Origin of the sequence: Micromonospora sp. ALFpr18c (assembly GCF_008868155.1) — a bacterium.
Classification (GTDB): domain Bacteria; phylum Actinomycetota; class Actinomycetes; order Mycobacteriales; family Micromonosporaceae; genus Micromonospora.
Genome location: NZ_WBKR01000147.1, coordinates 1 through 16,526, shown reverse-complemented (window position 1 = coordinate 16,526; position 16,526 = coordinate 1). Strand labels below are relative to the sequence as shown.

Here is a 16,526-nt window from a genome sequence, read left to right as displayed (position 1 = left end):
CGACACGACGGCGTGAACGACACGCCACCATCCCGCGGCGCGGGCACCGAATCGACAGCAGGGATGACAGACTGCGCCATGACGAAGCTCCGGGTGGACCAGATCCGTGAGAAGACCTCGTCCTAACGGAGCTTCGTCCCCATTCGACACGCCGACGTGGTGACCACTACCCACCGTAAGATGATCTTGAAACGCCCGTGGGCGTGAGGGGCGCGGACGATAGCTCGCAGCGCTGTCACCGGCAGACGATTCGAACTGTCAGCGACTCACGACAACTCACGCAGGGGTCGGAGAGCGGCTGACAGTTTCGAAGGCTTGCTGTCGTGGCGAGAGCAGAGGTACCGTCCGCCCTTCCTCGACGGGAGAAAGGCGCGGACAGCTACCGCTCGCACGCGCGCCGCGGGGCCGCCTGGTCAACGGCGGGGTGGCCCTTGTCGCCGCCTGTGTGGGCGCGTGTCCGGTCACCGGGGATGGGTCCGCCGCTGTGGGTCAGCCGGCCTGTTCGCTGCGGCTGCCTCCGACAGGGAGGTCAGCCAAACGCATCGACGCCCCGTGGTAGCGGTGCAGCCACCACATCGCCTCGGCTGGGTTGACGCCGGTGACCTCGGCGTGCACGGCGGTAGCCACCGGGTAGATGGTCCCGGCGGCGGAGAGTTCCTGATGCAGGTGCCGCTCCCGCTCCGGGGAGTGCAGCCAGAACAAGACCGGCCAGATCCGGCCGGTGGCGTGCGCGAGTTCCCGGTAGCCGTCGATCTTGTCGACCAGTCGGGAAAGCGGCCGTTCGGTGCCGAGGTCGTACTCCAGGAAGAACGGCACCCTGCGGTCGCCTTCGACCCAGATGCCGTGCCCATCTGGCCGCGACCTCGGCGTATAAGCGCGGGCCGCGACGTCGTCGTCGGGCTCGGCGAAGGCCCCCGTCTGCTGGCAACGTCCAGCCGGCCACCAGCGTGTTAACTCGCTGCCGGGATGGGTGCGGGCGTGACCGGCCAGGGCGGTGAAGAAGCCGTTGACCCCGAGCAGATGCGGCAGGTTCGCCCGCCTCGTCAGGTGCCAACGCTTCCGCCGGGCCTGGTCCCTGCGCGGCAGGTCGTCGCCGCGCTGCGCGGCGACGACCTCGACGCCGAGTTGCGCCAGTACGTAGTGGTACGGGTAGGAGCCGCCGTCGGGCTTCTGCGGCCGGAACCGGTCCACTACCCCCAACTTCTGCATCAGGGCCCGCAGGCGTTCCTGGGCGTAATCGACCGAGGGGAAAAGGGCATTGGCGATCTGGAAGGAGGTGAGAACACCGTGATCGGCCAGCCAGCCGAGCAGGACGAGGTCGCGGCCGGTGAGCTGGGACTGCACACGAAGCAGCTGATCAGGCATGCGCCATCACCATCCCCGGGGGGAGAGACCCAGTCGGAGGGTCTGTCGCATCACGACAGACGTTGCTGACAGCGGCCCTGACCTGGGCTGTGAGCCGAACCGAAGGGTCCGTTCGGGGGTCCTGTTGAAGCGGGACGCCAAGTGGGACACCCAGCAGGACCCGCAACGGGAGGTCAAGCCCGTTGCTGTCCATGTGGAGACGATCAGGTGCGGATGGGTCAGCGAGGTTTGCTGACCCGTTCGAGCAGATGATTGCGGACATCGCAGATGGAGCCTTTCGATAGGAGTTCGGGCCGTACGGCAAGGTGGGTCGGCCGAGCCAGGTCCACGCCTGGCGGGGTGGTAACCGATTGCTTTCGCGCGGTCGCTGTCCGAAGAGGTAGCGTCCATCGATTGAAGTGATGTAGCCGCACGTGTCCAGCCGACCGACTTTCGGGGGTTGCATGCCATGCCTGGGCGGCAAGCGATCGATCCAGCGTTCGGGACGTGTCTGAAGGCGCTGCGGTTGAAGCGGCGCCTGTCGCTTCGTCGGCTTGGTCAGCAGATCCACTGCTCTCACGGCTACCTCTGGGATCTGGAGGCCGGTCTGAAGCGTCCGAGCCCATCCGTGCTGGCGCTTCTTGAGGCGGCGTTGGGCGCGGGCGGCGAGCTACTCGCGTTGGCATCGGTGGTGTCAGCCGACGCTGGTGAGTCGTCAGCAGCCGCGGTTACCTCCGGTCCGACCGTTATCCCGGGGCTAGAGTTCGCAGCGGATTGGCAACGCGGTGTTGCCGTGGCGACCGAGCTGTGGCGGGACGATATGCAACGGCGGAATCTGCTCCGAGGCGTCGGCTTCAGCGCGGCGGCGTATCTTTCACCAGCCGTGCGCTGGCTGACCGCGCCATTGGACGAGCAACCCTCAAGCGCTGGCGAGCGCCTCGTCGGGGAACCGGAAATCGAAGCGGTGCGGCGCATTACCGGCGTCTACCGGTCGCTGGACAACCAGTACGGCGGGACGCGGGTCCGAGACAGTGTGGTGCGGTTTCTCGACACCGAGGTGGCTGGGCTGCTACGCGGCCGATACGACCAACGAACAGGCCGAGCCCTGATGTCCGCTGCTGCCGAAGCGACGCAGCTGGCCGGTTGGTCGTCGTACGACGCCGGCATGCACGGGCTCGCGCAGCGATACATGGTGCAGGCGTTGCGACTGGCCGCCTCAGCGGGTGATCGACCGCTGGGCGCGGAGATCCTGGCGGCGATGAGTCACCAGGCGGCTTACCTCCGTGCCTCGTCGGAGGCGGTGGATCTGGCTCGTGCGGCCGGGCTGATGGCGATTCAGGCCGGCATCACGGCGATTGAGGCGGAGTCGGCGGTACTTGAGGCGCAGGGCCACGCGGTCGGGGGCGACGAGGCGGCGTGCGCCGCCGCGCTCGACCGGGCCGAGCGCGCCTTCGACCGCGCCGAGTGCGGCAGCGGCCCGCAGTGGATTGGCTACTTCGACGAGGCGTACCTTTCGGCGAAGTTCGGGCACTGCTTCACCGCCCTGGGGCAGGGGAAGACAGCGGCACGCTTCGCGGTCCGCTCGCTCGACATGGACGGCCAGGCTTACGCCCGCGGACGCCAATTCAATCTCGCGCTCCTGGCGGTGGCTCGCGTGCAGTCCGGCGAACCCGAACAGGCTGCCGTCGTAGGTGTGCAGGCGGCTACGGCAGCAGAGCAGTTGAGCTCTCGCCGAGCGCGGGACTACCTGGCCGACCTAGCCGATCGGCTCAGCCCCTACCAGGGGCTATCTGCCGTCAACGAGTTCAACGAGCGGGTCCAGCCGCTTCTGCGATCGGCCTAGATTCGCCCGGATGCCTTGGCGAGCAGAGCGGCGAGCAGACCGGTGACCGAGCCCGCGCCAACGATCTCGCCCGCGTCGATGCGTTGCTGAACCTCCGACAGCGGGATCCATCCGAGCCGTTCGGTCTCGTTGATGTCCGGCGCCGCGCCAGTGGGCTCGGCACCTCGGGAGAGGTAGACGACGTTCGGTTGATCGATGGTCCCCACCATGGGCTGGAAGGCGACCAGCGGCTCCATGCTCTTCGGCCGCCACCCTGTCTCCTCCTCGACCTCCCGGGCTGCGCACACGGCCGAATCCTCATCCGGGTCGAGGTAACCGCCGGGAAGTTCCCACACCCAGCGGTCGATGATGAATCGGTGCCGCCACATCATCAGGACCCGGTCGGCGTCGTCGAGAACAACCACCATCGCGGCAGCCGGGACACGCAGTACGTACTGCTCGAAACGCACGCCGTCCGGTAACTCCACGTCCGCGACGCTGAGTACCGCGCGTCGCGTGTCGTCGATGACGCGCTCGCCGTGAATCGTCCACTCGCTGGCCCGTCGGGCGTCCGTGGTCATGGCATCACCCTAAATCAGCCATCGGTGTCCTTGCTTGTCCGGGCAGAAGCGTCGGCTGACACCGGCTGACACCGGCACCGCCCCTCTCACGCTCCGTTGGCGCGAGGCTACTGATCGACGGATGTGGTGGTCACATGCGACGGGTCAGGTGGCCCGACCCCGTGCATTCGTCAGTCCTGCCGCCCCTCGACGGGAGATAGCAGATGACCAGCGCCACGGCAGCCAAGACCACCGCAGGGACAGACGGCACCGCGCCCAGATACAGCCGGGACGTGCTCCGCTCCTTCCTCCACGACAGGTCGCCCACCTCGAACGAGCGATGGCGCCGATGGTGCACCGGACTGATCCGGGACGCTCACCTCAGCGCGCCGGATCTGCTCGACTGGTGGACTGAGGTTGTCGAGTTCGACCCTGTGCTCCGCAGACACGTCACGCGACCCATCGACGTGCCAGACGACACGGTGGTCGTCGCCGGCAGCGGCAAGGAACAGTTCAAGACCTTCAACGTCAGCACCGCTGCGGCGATCCTCGCCGCCGCAGCCGGCACCCCCGTTGTCAAGGGTGTCTCCCGGTCGGTGTCCGCGATCTCGGGCGCCGCTGACATCCTCGACGTCCTCCGGATCAGGCCCGTGGCTGACCTGGCGAGCATCCCGGACGCGATGCGGAAGACCAACATCGCCTTCGTCTCCTACCCGCTGTTCTGCCCCCGGTACGCGGCCAGGTATGACGGCGTCTTCGACACCATCAACCCCGCGAGCTTCTTCATGCCGGTGGCGACGCTGTGCGTGCGGGCATCCCGCTTCCTGTTCGGCCTCGCCCACACCGACGTGGAACTGTCAGCACGCGCCCTTCAGAGCATCCGGCCCGACATCCCAGCCGGGGCGGTCGTCTCGACCGACCTCACCGACGGCGAGACCGTGGACGAGTACTGCGGCGTCGGCAACGCGCACCTCGCACGCATCACCTCCGGACTGTTGAGCGCGACCATCCGCGCGAACGATGCTCCCACGAGGGAGTGGCGCGCCGCCGTTGCTCATCGACCGACCCACGCAGGCAATGCCGCACTCGCTGCCGAAGCACTCGCACCCGCCGGCGACACACCCGCCACCCGCCTTGTCGAGCTGAACGCCGCGCTCATCGTCGACTCCGGTGCAGCCACCAAGGACTCGCTCCAGCGGGTGCGGCACGCCCGGCGATCTGGTGAAGCCATGCGCCTGCTCACGAGGCTGTCCGAGAGCCGATAACCCCACATCAAGGAGGGCAGATGCCAGCCATATCGATGGACCAGCACACCACCGAGGCCGTCGCCGGACACCTGGGACCGGCCGCTATCCGCTTCACCCACAACGACGGCGCCGTACCGGTCCTGGACCCTGACGTACGCGACTCGATGGCCATCGTCACCGGATTCGGCCCGACGAACGCGCCGACCGCCGGCACCCTGTCGGTCATGCTCGGCGCGGTGGAACTTCAGCGGCAGCTACACGCGCCGATGACGGTCATCATCTCCGACCTCGGCGCGTGGAACTCCCGTAACGTCGCCTGGTCGACCCTGGTCCAGGTCCGCGACCAGATGTTCGCCTTCCTCATCGCACTCGGGCTGGACCGCGACGCCACCGACCTGCGGTCCCACCTTGACCACGCCAACCTCGTGCGCGCCGGACGCATCGCCCGATACCTCTCCCGGGCCGACTTCCAGGAGCACCGCGAGAGCCTGCTGGAGCTGTACGCCGACCACGGCCTGCTCGGCAGCGAAATCGGAGTGGTCACCGACTCGCTGTACACCGTGGCCGACGTACTCGGCCCCTTCGACCACGGCGCCAAGCACGTCCTCATGGTCTCCGGCATGGAAGAGGCGTACTTCACCGACCTCGCCCGCCTCGTCCTCGAACGTCAGGCCAACGCCCGCGAGTTGGGCCTCGGTTGGACCGGGAACATCGGCGCGCTGTACTTCCGTGTGCTCGAAGGGCTCGCCGGCTACCCCAAGATGTCCAAGAGCATTCCGGCGTCGAGCATCCACCTCAACATGTCGCCCCACGAAGTGGCCGAGCGGGTGATGCGCGACGATCAGACGAGCCAACCCGCGGTGCTCTCCGCGATCGAGCTTGCCAGCGGGTGGGATGCCACCTCCGCCGCTGCCGCCCGCGAGGCGTTCGCGCACCGCGAGGCCCAGCCAGGCCCGTGGCACGAGATTCGAGCCGAGTTCTGTGCGACCTTCAACCGGTACGCCACGCTGTGGAAGCAGTCCGCCTCGTGACAACTGCGGTGGTGCTCCTCGGCGCCTCCGGGCGCTTGGGCCGTCAGCTGGTGCCGCTGCTGTCGGCCGCTGGCATCGACACGATCGCGGTGGCACGCTCACCCGGCATCGGCAAGCCGAGCGCCGCTGAGTGGATCTCCGCTGACCTCACGAACTGTACGGACCAGACGAGGGTCGTCAACGCCGTCGGTCTGCGATGCGGTGGTCCGAAGCGGGTGGCCGTTATCGACCTGGTCCTCGACCGCAGCGGTGTCGAGGGCATGCGGCGCAGCGTTCGAGCCGCGACCGACACTGTGCTGCGGTTGCGGGATCGGCTTCGGGAGTGCGCCGCCCAGCCCCACCTGGTCGCTGCCAGCACCACCGCCGTTCTCGCCCCAGGCCTGTACCAGACGCCCTACGGGCTGGCGAAACGGCGTCAGGTCATCACGTATGCCAGCGCCGGTCTACCCGGTGTCGCACTGCTGCTCCCCGTGTTGCGCAAGGGCGAGGAAGAGGCAGCGTCACCGTGCTGGCCGTTGTGGTCGTACGACCACGCCGCGCACCAGCTGCATGTGGCGGCAAGTGCGCCGCTCAGCTCCCGATTCGTCGTCCAGGTGCCCAGCTTTGTCGGTGACCACCCGGCCATGAGTGACGGGCGGGGCGGCGCAGCGACGCCCTCGGTGCTGATGGCTCACCTCCGGTGCCTGCTGACCGAACGCGACAGCATGCAAGCCCACCGGAGCGCCGCCCGCGGACGGCTGCGCTGGTCTCCAGCTCGCATCCGGCGTCGAGTCGACCATCACCTCGCACCCGCGGAGCTCGTCCGCCGCTTTGCCGACCGCTACCACGTCACGGTTCTCCGAGACCGCGACGTCCATCGTCCCGACGGAGGAGGCTTGCCACCTCATGCCTGATTCGAGGAGAAAGGTATTGGTCGTCGGTGCCGGGCTATGCGGCTTGGCTATCGCCACGACCGCCGCCCGGCGCGGGTTCGACGTCCTTTGCGTAGGCGACGGCCGTCCCGGAGCGTCCTTGGCGAACTTCGGACAACTGCACTCCGGCGCTGTCCTGGCACCGGTTCTACCTGACGTCGCCGAGGCCTGCTGGCAGTACAGGAACGACTGGCCAGACGAATTACTCCGCCCCGCCCTGGTAGGCGAGCCGCATGGCTACGCCCTGTTCGCCGAGACCGCGGCCGTGCATACGTACCGCACTGCCTGGCAGCACATCGGCATCGATGTCGAGGAGATCAGCCCGGACCGCTCACCCGCGAGCGCGGCTCATCTTCCCGCTGCCGCCGCCTTTCGTATCCCGGACTTCAGCGTCAACCTCGACATCCTGCACGCCCGCACCAGAGCATTCGCCCACGACTGCGGGGTGTCGCTGCTGTCGCAGCGCCGGGCCACGCTGCGACGCAACCAGGAGACGACGCTGGTGACCGTCCCCGACCTCAGCGACAGCCCCGCCCTGGTCGTGTTGGCAGCCGGTGCCGACACTCCCGACCTGCTGGCTCGGGCGGGCGTCGCGCACACGCTCCGGCAACGTCGCATCGCGTGGGGTCGGCACGCCGGGGCTCAACCGGATGCCCTGGCCTACTGGCTCGACGGAGACCTACTGGCCATCAGCCCCGACCACGCCGACGCCCGCGTCGGCCTGCCAAGCGTCAACGGCGAGTACGGCACGGACGAGATCGAGTACGCGCGGATCCGGACGGCGCTCGTCCGGCGCGGGCTGCACCGGTCAGATGCCGATCTCAGCCTGCAGTGGGGAACTGTCTGCGAACCTGTGACAACTCGCGCTGCTCCGACCAGCTTCGTGGCGGATCTTCGTGATCCCCCCGCTGGTTGGAGTCGAGCCCCCAACCTGGTCGTCGCGGTGCCCGGCAAGTGGACCACCGCGTGGCACTGCGCCGAACGCGTCGTCAACGCCCTCGAACAGGAACGTCGGCTCAGCTGATTCCGACGGCGTCGCGGACCCGCTCAAGCACCGGCCGGGTCTGCTTGCGGGCCTTGTCCGCACCATGCGCCAGCAGGTCGTCAAGCTCGCTACCCGAAGCCACGAGCGCCTCGTACCGGTCGCGCATCGGCGCGAACCGATCGTTCAACGCCTCGGTCAGCTGCGCCTTGACCTCCCCCCAGCCCATTCCGCCCGCGATCAGCCGAGCCCTGGTCTCGGCGACCACGGCGGGGTCACCGAACCGCTCCAAGAGCGTGAACACGGAAGAGGAGTCCGGCTCCTTGGGTGCCTCTACCGGGACGCTGTCTGTCGTGATCCGACGGATGACCTTCTTCAGGGCCGGCTCCGGGGCGAACAGCGGGATCGTGTTGCCGTACGACTTGCTCATCTTCCGGCCGTCGGTGCCGGGCAGCGTGTGCGCGGTCCCTTCCTCGGGCACGACGGGCTTCGGGATCTTCAGCTTGTACCGGTCGCCGTAGATGCTGTTGAACGAGCCCGCGATGTCGGCGGCGTACTCGACGTGCTGAAGCTGGTCGCGGCCGACCGGCACCACGTCAGCCTCGACGATCAGGATGTCGACAGCCATGAGCACCGGGTAGTTGAACAGACCCATGTTCACGCCCGCGTCGAGGTCTTCCCTACCGGCCTCGCGGTTGCGGTCACGCGCCGCCTTGTACGCGTGAGCCCGGTTCATCAGCCCCTTCGCGGACATGCAGGACATCACCCACGCCAGCTCGAAGATCTCCGGGATGTCGGACTGGCGGTAGAAGGTAGTCCGGTCCGGGTCCAAGCCCGCGGCCAGCCAGGTCGCCGCGACCGACCGGGTGTAATGCCGCAGCAGAGCAGGATCACGGACCGTCGTGAGCGCGTGGTAGTCAGCGATGAAGTACATCGACTCGTAGCTGTCCGTCAAGTCGAGCGCGGGCAGGATCGCACCGACGTAGTTACCCAGGTGCGGCTCGCCCGTCGGCTTGATGCCCGTCAGCGAGACCTTACGCGCCGTAGAACCCATACCCCGACATTACTACGCGGCCGAGTCTGGTCGATGTCCTTGTCGGCCTTGGCGAGCGGTGGATGGACCTGTCAGTTGGTCGGCAAGAAGAGCATTCTCGGCAAGTCCGCCATGCTGCTGAAGAGCGCGTCAGCGCCATCGAGCGTCCGATCTCTCGCCGGCACGAAGCCGAGTACCCGCATACCCGCCGCCCGAGCAGCGGCGATCCCGGACTCGCTGTCCTCTACCACCACACAGCGCCGTGGGTCGGCGCCCAGCCGCTCGGCCGCCAGGAGGAAGACATCCGGGGCCGGCTTGCCCCGCATGACGTCGGCGGCGGTGAAGATCCTGTCCTCGAAGTAGCCCGCGAGTCCACTCGTCCGCAGCGTGAGGGCCACCTTCTCGGCCCGCCCGTTCGACGCTACGCAGAACGGAAATTCCAGCAGGCGGATCACGTCCAGCACGCCGGGCACCGGACGTACCCGAGCACGAAGGGCCTCGTCAACAGAGCGTGTGAGCGAGTTGAACCATCCCACCGAGGCGGAGGTGCCCAGTAGCGCGACGACCCGATCAGTGGCCCTGTCCTGGGTCAAGCCCGCGAACTCCCGCTCGCACTCCGCGTCGGTGATCTCCACGCCGAGCTGTCGTAGCTGCTCCGCCAGCACACCCGCGACGATCGACTCGCTGTCAACGAGCACCCCGTCACAGTCGAAGATGACGAGGTCGGGCCGACGTCCGTGGGTCGCTTCGCGATCACCCTTCACCCCTCGATTCTTCCCCGTCGAGCGGTCCCGCGGCGAGATGCGAGGACAGCGCCAACCGATACCCTGAGGCTCCGGCAACGCGGGGCGAATCGCCTGTACCGAGGGTTGGGAGAGGGTTTTACGGTGGTGTCGGCTCTCTGCGGTGTGCGGCGAGCACGGACCCGACGACGATCGCTGCGAGCCCGAGGATTGCGAACACGCTGATCTGCTCGCGGAGGAAGGCCACGCCGAAGGCGACGGCGAAGGCGGGTGACAGGTAGAACGCCAGGGCGGCGCGGGCGGGGCCGACGCGGGTGATGAGCGCGTAGAACAGGGCGAGCGTCGCGCCGGTGCACACGATCCCGAGCACGAGGAGCGCACCGGTCGCTTCCGCTCCGGGTAGCCGCGTCGGGATCGTCGCGGAGGCCGGAACGACCACGGCTGCGGTGGTGACGAGCATGGCGGAAGTGGCGACGCCGAGGGACGGGGTCTCGGCGTACCGGCGGTGGATCAACATCGCGCCAGCGGCGTAGCACACGGCCGCGATGAGGATGAGGGTGCCGCCGATCAGCGCCATGCGGCCTCCGCGCAGGTCAACGCCGAAGAGCATGACCACGCCGACCAGACCGAGGACGATGCCGGTCAGGCCCTTCCAGCCCTGTGGGCGTTCGTCGGGCGCGTAGCGGAGGGCGAGGAGCGCGACGAACAGTGGTTGCGCGCCGACGAGGATGCCGGCGACGCTGGCCGAGACGTACTGCTGCCCGTAGGTGAGCAGCAGCAGCGGCGCGGTGGATTGCACCAACACCGTCTCGATAATCGCCCGAGGATTACGCCAGATCAGCCGAAGGGCGTCCCGACGTACCGCGAAGGGAAGCAGGAGAAGCGCCGCGAGGAGTACCCGTCCGAGGACAACGAGCGTCGGCGAGAAGTCGCGCAGGGCTACGGTGATGAGCGGATAGACCGCGCCCCAGAGGGCGGACAAGATGACCAGTTCGATCCAGGAGCGGCGGGTCACAGCGGGTCGTGACGGGTCGGCGTGCGCACGCGTCCTAGTTAATCAGCACCTGCCGGTAGAGGCTCTGCACGCAGTCGAGCGCGGTCCAGGGCAGCAGGTCGACCAAGAGCTGGCGGAGGCGCTTGCGGTTGCGTTCGGAGCCGGTGCGTCGGGCGAGGATGTCGGCCTGGGTGGCGGCGTGGCAGGACTGCTCGATTTGGTTCATTTGCGTGTAGGCGACAGCGAGGTCGATGAACGTGCCGGAGCGTTCCCGGACGAAGTCGGCGGGCAGCAGGGTCAGCGCCTCGTACAGGGAGCGGGTCGCTTCGGTGGGGCGGCTCAGCCGGGTGAGGCATCGGCCCTTGAGTCGCGCGGCGTGGCAGTCGGCGTTGAAGAAGCTCAGCCAGGAAGGTGTGTTGTCAACGCTCACGCCGTCGAAGACCCGTTCAGCCTCGGACAGCGCGGTCATGCCCCGGCGCGGCTCGTCGAGGAATCCGTACGCCTCACCGGTGGCCTCACCCAACCAGGAATTCACGGCGGCCGGGATGCCCTGTCCGCCGACCTCGCGAGCGGTGCCCAGCAGGCTGAGGGCGGTGCGGCCGTCCCCGCGATGCAGGTGGATCTGGCTGAGAACGCCGAGACCGTAGGAGTGCAGGGCGCGGTCGTTCGCTTTCTCCGCGAGCGAGATCGTGAGGCGGCAGTATCCGTGTGCCTGCTGGTAGCGCTGGGCGTCGATGGCGAACCAGGCCGCGAGTTGGGCGGCGTCGCCGGCAGCGCGCAGCAGCCTGTGGTGGGTGCTGGTGTTGGTCGTGCGGTTGCTGACCTCCAGCATCCGGTGCAGGTGAGCGCCAACGTCCGCGGTCACCCGGCCTGAGCCTTCTCGGTAGTCGAGGCGCCGGTAGGTGTCGGTGAGGATCTCGAAGTCCTCAACGATCCGATTGGTGACTCGGGTCAGGACCGCGCCGGTGGGCAACGGAGCGCCCGTGGGGCGCTCGCTGGTCGACCGACCGGCGTGTGTCTCCGGTTCGCTCGCGCCCAGGACCGCCGTATCGAGGTGGCTGTGGTCCTCCCCGCCGAGCAGCTCGCCGGCGGCGCACCGGTAGAGGAAGGCCAACTTGTTCAACGTGTCCAACGACGGGGCCCGGCCCGCCGAACCCGGCCAGATCTCCCAGTAAGAAATCTGCTTGGCGGTCTTCGGCGCGTCCGCGTCGGGCCACTGCTCGTTCCACCGTTGCGCCACATCGGCCTGCGTCAGGCCGTGAGCGAGGCGGAAGGCCACTCGCGGGTTGAAGCGGTACCGCTGCCGCCAATGCGAGGCGATCTGCCGGTACGTCCAACCGCTGGCGCGAAGCTCGTCGGCCTCCCGCTGATAGCTACGTGCGCTTCTCGCCATCCCCCGCCTCCGCCTCCTGGTCGCCGTGGGTTGCACGTTAGCGATCACCATCGCTGTGACGGAAGCCATCCGCGCGAGTACTCCCCGTGATCCGTGGAGTACCGGTGAGTCGGTGGTCCCCACCAACGGGGGTCGATCTTTCCCGCCCCGGACGCGACCCTCGATCACAACGCGGATCGCCTGTTCACAGGGCATTGCCTAGCGGCACGCGATCCAGAAACGGCCGCAATGCGGGTGCGGATGACGTCGCGCTCAACCAAGTTCCCGCGACCGCCGCAACGAAGCGCCGTGTCCGTGTAGTTGATCTCAATAGAGAGGACCACTGATGTACGAGCAGGACGAATTAGCTCGCTACGGCTACCGCCAGGAGTTGGCCCGGAGGTTGCGCTTCCGAGACTTGGTCGCGTACGGCCTGGTGTACATGGTGCCGATCGCGCCGATGGCGATCTTCGGCAGCGTTTACGCCGGCTCCGGTGGCATGGTGGCCTTGGCGTACGCGATCGGCGTGGTGGCGCTGGTGTTCACCGCGTTCTCCTACGCGCAGATGGTCAAGGCGTTCCCCATGAGCGGCAGCGTCTACAACTACGCCGGTCGGGGCATCAGCCCGCCGGTGGGTTTCCTGGCCGGCTGGGTGATCCTCCTCGATTACGTGCTCGTGCCTGGCCTGCTGTACCTGGTGGCGTCGATGGCGATGCACGCCACGGTCCCGTCGGTGCCGGTGTGGCTGTGGCTGCTCGGGTTCGTGGCGGTCAACACGGTCGTCAACTCGGTCGGGATCCGGATGACCGCGGTGGTCACTCGGGTCATGCTCGTCGGCGAGTTGATCGTCCTGGCGATCTTCTTGGCCATTGCCGGCTGGGCCCTCGCCTCGGGCAGGGGCCGGTTCAGCTGGGAGGCGTTCTACAACGCCGACACCTTCACCTGGTCGCTCGTCGCGGGCGCGGTGTCGATCGCGGTGCTGTCGTTCCTCGGCTTCGACGGCATCAGCATGCTGGCCGAGGAGACCAAGGGCGGTTCCCGCCAGATCGGCCGCGCCATGGCCGCCGTCCTGATCCTGGCCGGGGTGCTGTTCATCGTCCAGACGTGGCTGGCCGCGATGCTCGTGCCCGACCCGGACGGTCTCCTGGCGAACGGTGACCCGAACGGCACCGCCTTTTACGACGCCGCCGCCGTGGCCGGCGGAGGCTGGCTGGCGACGTTGTGCGCGGTCGCGACCGCCATCGCCTGGGGCCTGCCGAACTCGATGGTCGCGCAGGTCGCCACGTCCCGACTGCTGTACGCGATGGCCCGCGACCGGCAACTGCCCGCGTTCCTCGCGAAGGTGTCGATCCGCCGCAACGTGCCGATCAACGCCACTTTGCTTACCGGCGCTGTGTCCCTCGCGCTGGGCCTGTACATGGCGACCCGGGCGGATGGGATCACGCTGCTGTCGTCGCTGATCAACTTCGGGGCGATGGTCGCCTTCCTGGTCCTGCACGTCTCCGTGGTCGTGCACCACCTCGTCCGCCGCCGCAGTCGCAACTGGTGGGCACACCTGGTCATGCCCGGTATCGGCTTCGCGATCCTCGCCTACGTCGTGGTCAACGCGAACATCGCCGCGCAGCGCCTCGGCCTGGCCTGGCTCGCTCTCGGGGTCTTGGTGCTCGCCGGCCTGTACCTGTCTGGCCGCCGGCCGGTGTTGTCGGGTCTGGCGCCCGCGCAGCCGCAAGCACGCGACGTGGAGCGGGTGTGACAGCCATGGACACGATCACCTACCGTCCCGCCCGCGACGAGCTGGCCTACACCTTCGGCGGGCGGATGCCGGTGGCGCACGTCCGCTCCGGAGACGTGCTGCGGGTCTTCACCGAGGACTGCTTCGGCGGCCTCGTGCGCGGCCCGGCGGACCTGCCGTCGCGGGTGTGCCGCATGCCGTACCTGAACCCGGTGTCAGGGCCGTTCTTCGTCGAGGACGCCGAGCCTGGCGACACCCTCGCCATCCACCTCGCCGCGATTACGCCGGCCCGTGACTGGGGTGTGTCATCGACCTTCCCGCACTTCGGGGCGCTGACCTCCACCTCCCACACCGCCACCCTTCAGCCGGCGCTGGAGGAGCGGGTATGGGTGTACGGCATCGACCGGGAAGCCGGGACGGCCCGCTTCCAGGCCACGGGCAGCGACCACAGCGTCGACCTGCCCCTGGATCCGATGATCGGCACGATCGGGGTCGCGCCCGGCGGGTTCGAGGCCCGCTCCACGACCGTTCCGGACGCCCATGGCGGGAACCTTGACACTCCCGAGCTGCGTGCCGGTGCCACGCTTTATCTGGGGGTGAACGTTCATGGGGCGATGCTGGCCCTCGGCGACGGGCACGCCCGTCAGGGTGAGGGTGAGGCCTGCGGGGTCGGGGTGGAAATCGCCACGACCACCACCCTGATCATCGAGGTCATCAAAGGAACCGCGACGGTGTGGCCCCGAGTGGAGACCGATCGGGAAATCATGTCGATCGGCTGTGCCAGGCCCTTGGAGGACGCCTACCGGATCGCCCACCGCGACCTGGTCGGCTGGACGAGCACGCTCACCGGCCTGGATGAGCTCGACGCCTACCAGCTCGTCTCGCAGGCCGGCAGGGCGCCGATCGGCAACGTGTGCGACCCGAACTACACCGTTCTCGCCGCCGCCGACAAGACGCTGCTACCGGCCCCGACCGCCGCCTACGGCGGGGTGCACGCCCGGCTGCGGCAGCACGCGGCCGGACTGCGATAGGGGCCGGCGATGACCGCGTCGATTCCGCAACTGCCGCTGCGCGACGAGTTGTTCCTGCTCGGCCACAACGACGACACCGGCCAACCCCACGTCCACCGCCAAGCCCTCGCCCTCGGGATGGCCGGCGCGGTCCTGACCGACCTGTTCCTCGCCGGGCGGATCGCCCTCGACGACGACGGCAGCCCGGGCGGGCACCAGCGGCTGTGGCTGCACCTGGACCAGCCCGTCGCCGACCTGATCGCCGACACCGCCATCGCCTCCGTCCGCTACGCCAACCCCGCCCCGACGCTGCGGGGATGGCTGACCTGGTTCGCCGACGACCTGTACGAACGCACCCGCGCCGGCCTGCACGCCGGCGGCATCCTGCGCCACACCACCCACCGCCGACTCGGCGGCCTCGCCCGCGCCGACCGCTACCTCGTTACCGACACCAAGTGGGCGGTCGTCGCCCGGGCCCGGCTGCGTTACCTCGCCGTCGGCCGCGACCAGCCCGACAACCACACCGCCGCCCTCGCCGGCCTCGTCGCCGTCCTCGGCCTGACAGAGCACCTCTACCTCGATGAGGACACCGCCGCTCTCACCGGTCAGCTGCGGGCTATCGCCGAGCAGCACCACCGGCCGGTACGCGACATCACCACGGCCGTCGACGCCGCCGTCGGTGACCTCGCCACCGCCGCCTACCGATAAGCGCTCAAAACAAGGAGGCCGACCTGATGGACGCTGACGTGCGCATCCGCGCCGCCCGCTGGGCGGACAAAGATCCCGTCGCGGCGCTGATCGCCGCCGCCCTGCACTCCACGCCGCTCGCCGCGTGGCTCGTGCCCGACCCGGCCCTGCGGCGCCGGGTGCTGACCGACGTCCTGGCGATCTGGGTGGAGCACGCCATGTTCTACGGCGACAGCCACGTCACCGACGACCTCACCGCCGCCACCGTCGGGTTCCACCGCTACCGACCCATCCCACCACCGGCCAACTACCGCAGCAGGCTTGCCGACGCCGCGGGTCCACACGTCGACCGCTTCGACCAGCTCGACACCCTGCTGTCCGCGTCGCGGCCCACCGAGCCGCACTACCACCTGGCGTTCCTCGCCGTACACCCCGACGCAAGCGGCGCCGGGCGAGCGACGGCGATGCTCACCCACCACCGCAGCCGACTCGACCGCATCGACCTGCCCTCCTGGACCGACACCACCACCGACGCCCACACCCTGTACACCCGCCACGGCTACAACCCACGACCGCCGGTCACCCTGCCCGACGGGCCTGTCCTGCAGCCCATGCGCCGCAACCCCGGCTCCCGCCCTGGCACCTGGCCCAGTAACCGCGCCCACCCCGCCGCACCCCGGCCAGATGGCTCTCAACCCGCCAGCAGCGGGCCGGCGATGAGGTCCAGATAGCAGGAACCGCCAGCAAGAGTCACGCCCGGAACCCGCCCAGCGACCTGCGGCGCCATCGTCGCGGTGGACGACCGCCCCTGCCAGGCCGGCTCCGTGCCGCGCTGTCCAGGCGGTTGCCGTCACTCACTCCCGCCCCTGACGCATCTGTTCGAGGAACAACCAGCCGATGGCCTACCCCCGCAAGTACTCCCACGACTTCATCGACGCCACCATCCAACAGGTGACCGCCCTGCGCGACAGCGGACACCGCGGTCCGATCACCGCCGTCGCCCGCGAACTCAACCTCGACCGGCGCCTCGTGCAGCAATGGATCAGCAAGACCAGAAC

General features: G+C 68.6%; 15 protein-coding genes. 9 read left to right on the top strand and 6 right to left on the bottom strand.

Annotated features, from left to right (window positions below):
- Positions 1–489: 489 nt before the first annotated feature.
- Positions 490–1,365, bottom strand: coding sequence for a replication-relaxation family protein (locus F8271_RS22690; RefSeq protein WP_151491845.1), 876 nt, complete (start codon positions 1,363–1,365; stop codon positions 490–492).
- 448 nt (positions 1,366–1,813) lie between these two features.
- Here F8271_RS22690 and F8271_RS22685 point away from each other — a divergent pair, with 448 nt between their 5' ends.
- On the top strand, positions 1,814–3,187 hold the full coding sequence (locus F8271_RS22685; protein ID WP_151491844.1) for a helix-turn-helix domain-containing protein: 1,374 nt from the start codon (positions 1,814–1,816) through the stop codon (positions 3,185–3,187).
- Here F8271_RS22685 and F8271_RS22680 read toward each other — a convergent pair.
- Positions 3,184–3,747: an NUDIX hydrolase gene (locus tag F8271_RS22680; RefSeq protein ID WP_151491843.1), complete on the bottom strand. Its 564-nt coding sequence runs from the start codon at positions 3,745–3,747 to the stop codon at positions 3,184–3,186. The two genes, F8271_RS22685 and F8271_RS22680, sit on opposite strands and share 4 nt — an antisense overlap.
- A 461-nt stretch (positions 3,748–4,208) precedes the next feature.
- Between F8271_RS22680 and F8271_RS22675 the strand changes: the two genes are divergently transcribed.
- From F8271_RS22675 to F8271_RS22660, 4 genes are read left to right on the top strand one after another with little or no spacing between them, the layout of a single operon-like run.
- Positions 4,209–4,991, top strand: a complete 783-nt coding sequence (locus F8271_RS22675; RefSeq protein WP_192580410.1) for a hypothetical protein — start codon at positions 4,209–4,211, stop codon at positions 4,989–4,991.
- A gap of 20 nt (positions 4,992–5,011) precedes the next feature.
- The gene (locus tag F8271_RS22670) at positions 5,012–6,004 is read left to right on the top strand and encodes a hypothetical protein (RefSeq protein ID WP_151491841.1); all 993 of its coding nucleotides are present in this window, start codon (positions 5,012–5,014) and stop codon (positions 6,002–6,004) included.
- Positions 6,001–6,897: an NAD-dependent epimerase/dehydratase family protein gene (locus F8271_RS22665; protein ID WP_151491840.1), complete on the top strand. Its 897-nt coding sequence runs from the start codon at positions 6,001–6,003 to the stop codon at positions 6,895–6,897. Before F8271_RS22670 ends, F8271_RS22665 begins: the two co-directional genes overlap by 4 nt.
- A gap of 16 nt (positions 6,898–6,913) precedes the next feature.
- Positions 6,914–7,939: an FAD-dependent oxidoreductase gene (locus tag F8271_RS22660; protein ID WP_255473723.1), complete on the top strand. Its 1,026-nt coding sequence runs from the start codon at positions 6,914–6,916 to the stop codon at positions 7,937–7,939.
- On the opposite strand, the gene F8271_RS22655 is transcribed toward F8271_RS22660, so the two are convergent.
- From F8271_RS22655 to F8271_RS22640, 4 genes are all read right to left on the bottom strand, one after another.
- Positions 7,932–8,951, bottom strand: a complete 1,020-nt coding sequence (locus tag F8271_RS22655) for a tryptophan--tRNA ligase (RefSeq protein WP_151491838.1) — start codon at positions 8,949–8,951, stop codon at positions 7,932–7,934. The genes F8271_RS22660 and F8271_RS22655 overlap by 8 nt on opposite strands.
- A gap of 71 nt (positions 8,952–9,022) precedes the next feature.
- Positions 9,023–9,694, bottom strand: a complete 672-nt coding sequence (locus F8271_RS22650; RefSeq protein WP_151491837.1) for an HAD family phosphatase — start codon at positions 9,692–9,694, stop codon at positions 9,023–9,025.
- A gap of 118 nt (positions 9,695–9,812) precedes the next feature.
- Positions 9,813–10,688 carry a DMT family transporter gene (locus F8271_RS22645; RefSeq protein WP_151491836.1) on the bottom strand — a complete coding sequence of 292 codons (876 nt, stop codon included), beginning with the start codon at positions 10,686–10,688 and terminating at the stop codon, positions 9,813–9,815.
- Positions 10,689–10,722: 34 nt separating this feature from the next.
- Complete coding sequence (locus tag F8271_RS22640) at positions 10,723–12,060, bottom strand: helix-turn-helix domain-containing protein (protein ID WP_151491835.1); 1,338 nt, start codon at positions 12,058–12,060, stop codon at positions 10,723–10,725.
- A 325-nt stretch (positions 12,061–12,385) separates the two neighbouring features.
- Here F8271_RS22640 and F8271_RS22635 point away from each other — a divergent pair, with 325 nt between their 5' ends.
- Genes F8271_RS22635 through F8271_RS22620 form a run of 4 tightly spaced genes read left to right on the top strand, consistent with a single transcriptional unit; the run spans position 12,386 to position 16,199 of the window.
- On the top strand, positions 12,386–13,792 hold the full coding sequence (locus F8271_RS22635; RefSeq protein WP_151491834.1) for an APC family permease: 1,407 nt from the start codon (positions 12,386–12,388) through the stop codon (positions 13,790–13,792).
- Positions 13,789–14,802, top strand: coding sequence for an acetamidase/formamidase family protein (locus F8271_RS22630; RefSeq protein WP_151491833.1), 1,014 nt, complete (start codon positions 13,789–13,791; stop codon positions 14,800–14,802). Before F8271_RS22635 ends, F8271_RS22630 begins: the two co-directional genes overlap by 4 nt.
- Before the next feature lie 9 nt (positions 14,803–14,811).
- A complete protein-coding gene (locus F8271_RS22625) occupies positions 14,812–15,489 on the top strand; it encodes a GPP34 family phosphoprotein (protein ID WP_151491832.1) in 678 nt (225 codons plus the stop codon).
- 26 nt (positions 15,490–15,515) lie between these two features.
- Entirely contained in the window at positions 15,516–16,199 is a 684-nt protein-coding gene (locus F8271_RS22620) for a GNAT family N-acetyltransferase (protein ID WP_151491831.1), read from the top strand.
- Positions 16,200–16,526 lie beyond the last annotated feature (327 nt).

Coding starts and splice junctions, on each gene's coding strand:
- F8271_RS22690 (WP_151491845.1), bottom strand. CDS start 1,365: ATGCCTGATCAGCTGCTTCGTGTGCAGTCCCAGCTCACCGGCCGCGAC.
- F8271_RS22685 (WP_151491844.1), top strand. CDS start 1,814: ATGCCTGGGCGGCAAGCGATCGATCCAGCGTTCGGGACGTGTCTGAAG.
- F8271_RS22680 (WP_151491843.1), bottom strand. CDS start 3,747: ATGACCACGGACGCCCGACGGGCCAGCGAGTGGACGATTCACGGCGAG.
- F8271_RS22670 (WP_151491841.1), top strand. CDS start 5,012: ATGCCAGCCATATCGATGGACCAGCACACCACCGAGGCCGTCGCCGGA.
- F8271_RS22655 (WP_151491838.1), bottom strand. CDS start 8,951: ATGGGTTCTACGGCGCGTAAGGTCTCGCTGACGGGCATCAAGCCGACG.
- F8271_RS22640 (WP_151491835.1), bottom strand. CDS start 12,060: ATGGCGAGAAGCGCACGTAGCTATCAGCGGGAGGCCGACGAGCTTCGC.
- F8271_RS22635 (WP_151491834.1), top strand. CDS start 12,386: ATGTACGAGCAGGACGAATTAGCTCGCTACGGCTACCGCCAGGAGTTG.
- F8271_RS22625 (WP_151491832.1), top strand. CDS start 14,812: ATGACCGCGTCGATTCCGCAACTGCCGCTGCGCGACGAGTTGTTCCTG.
- F8271_RS22620 (WP_151491831.1), top strand. CDS start 15,516: ATGGACGCTGACGTGCGCATCCGCGCCGCCCGCTGGGCGGACAAAGAT.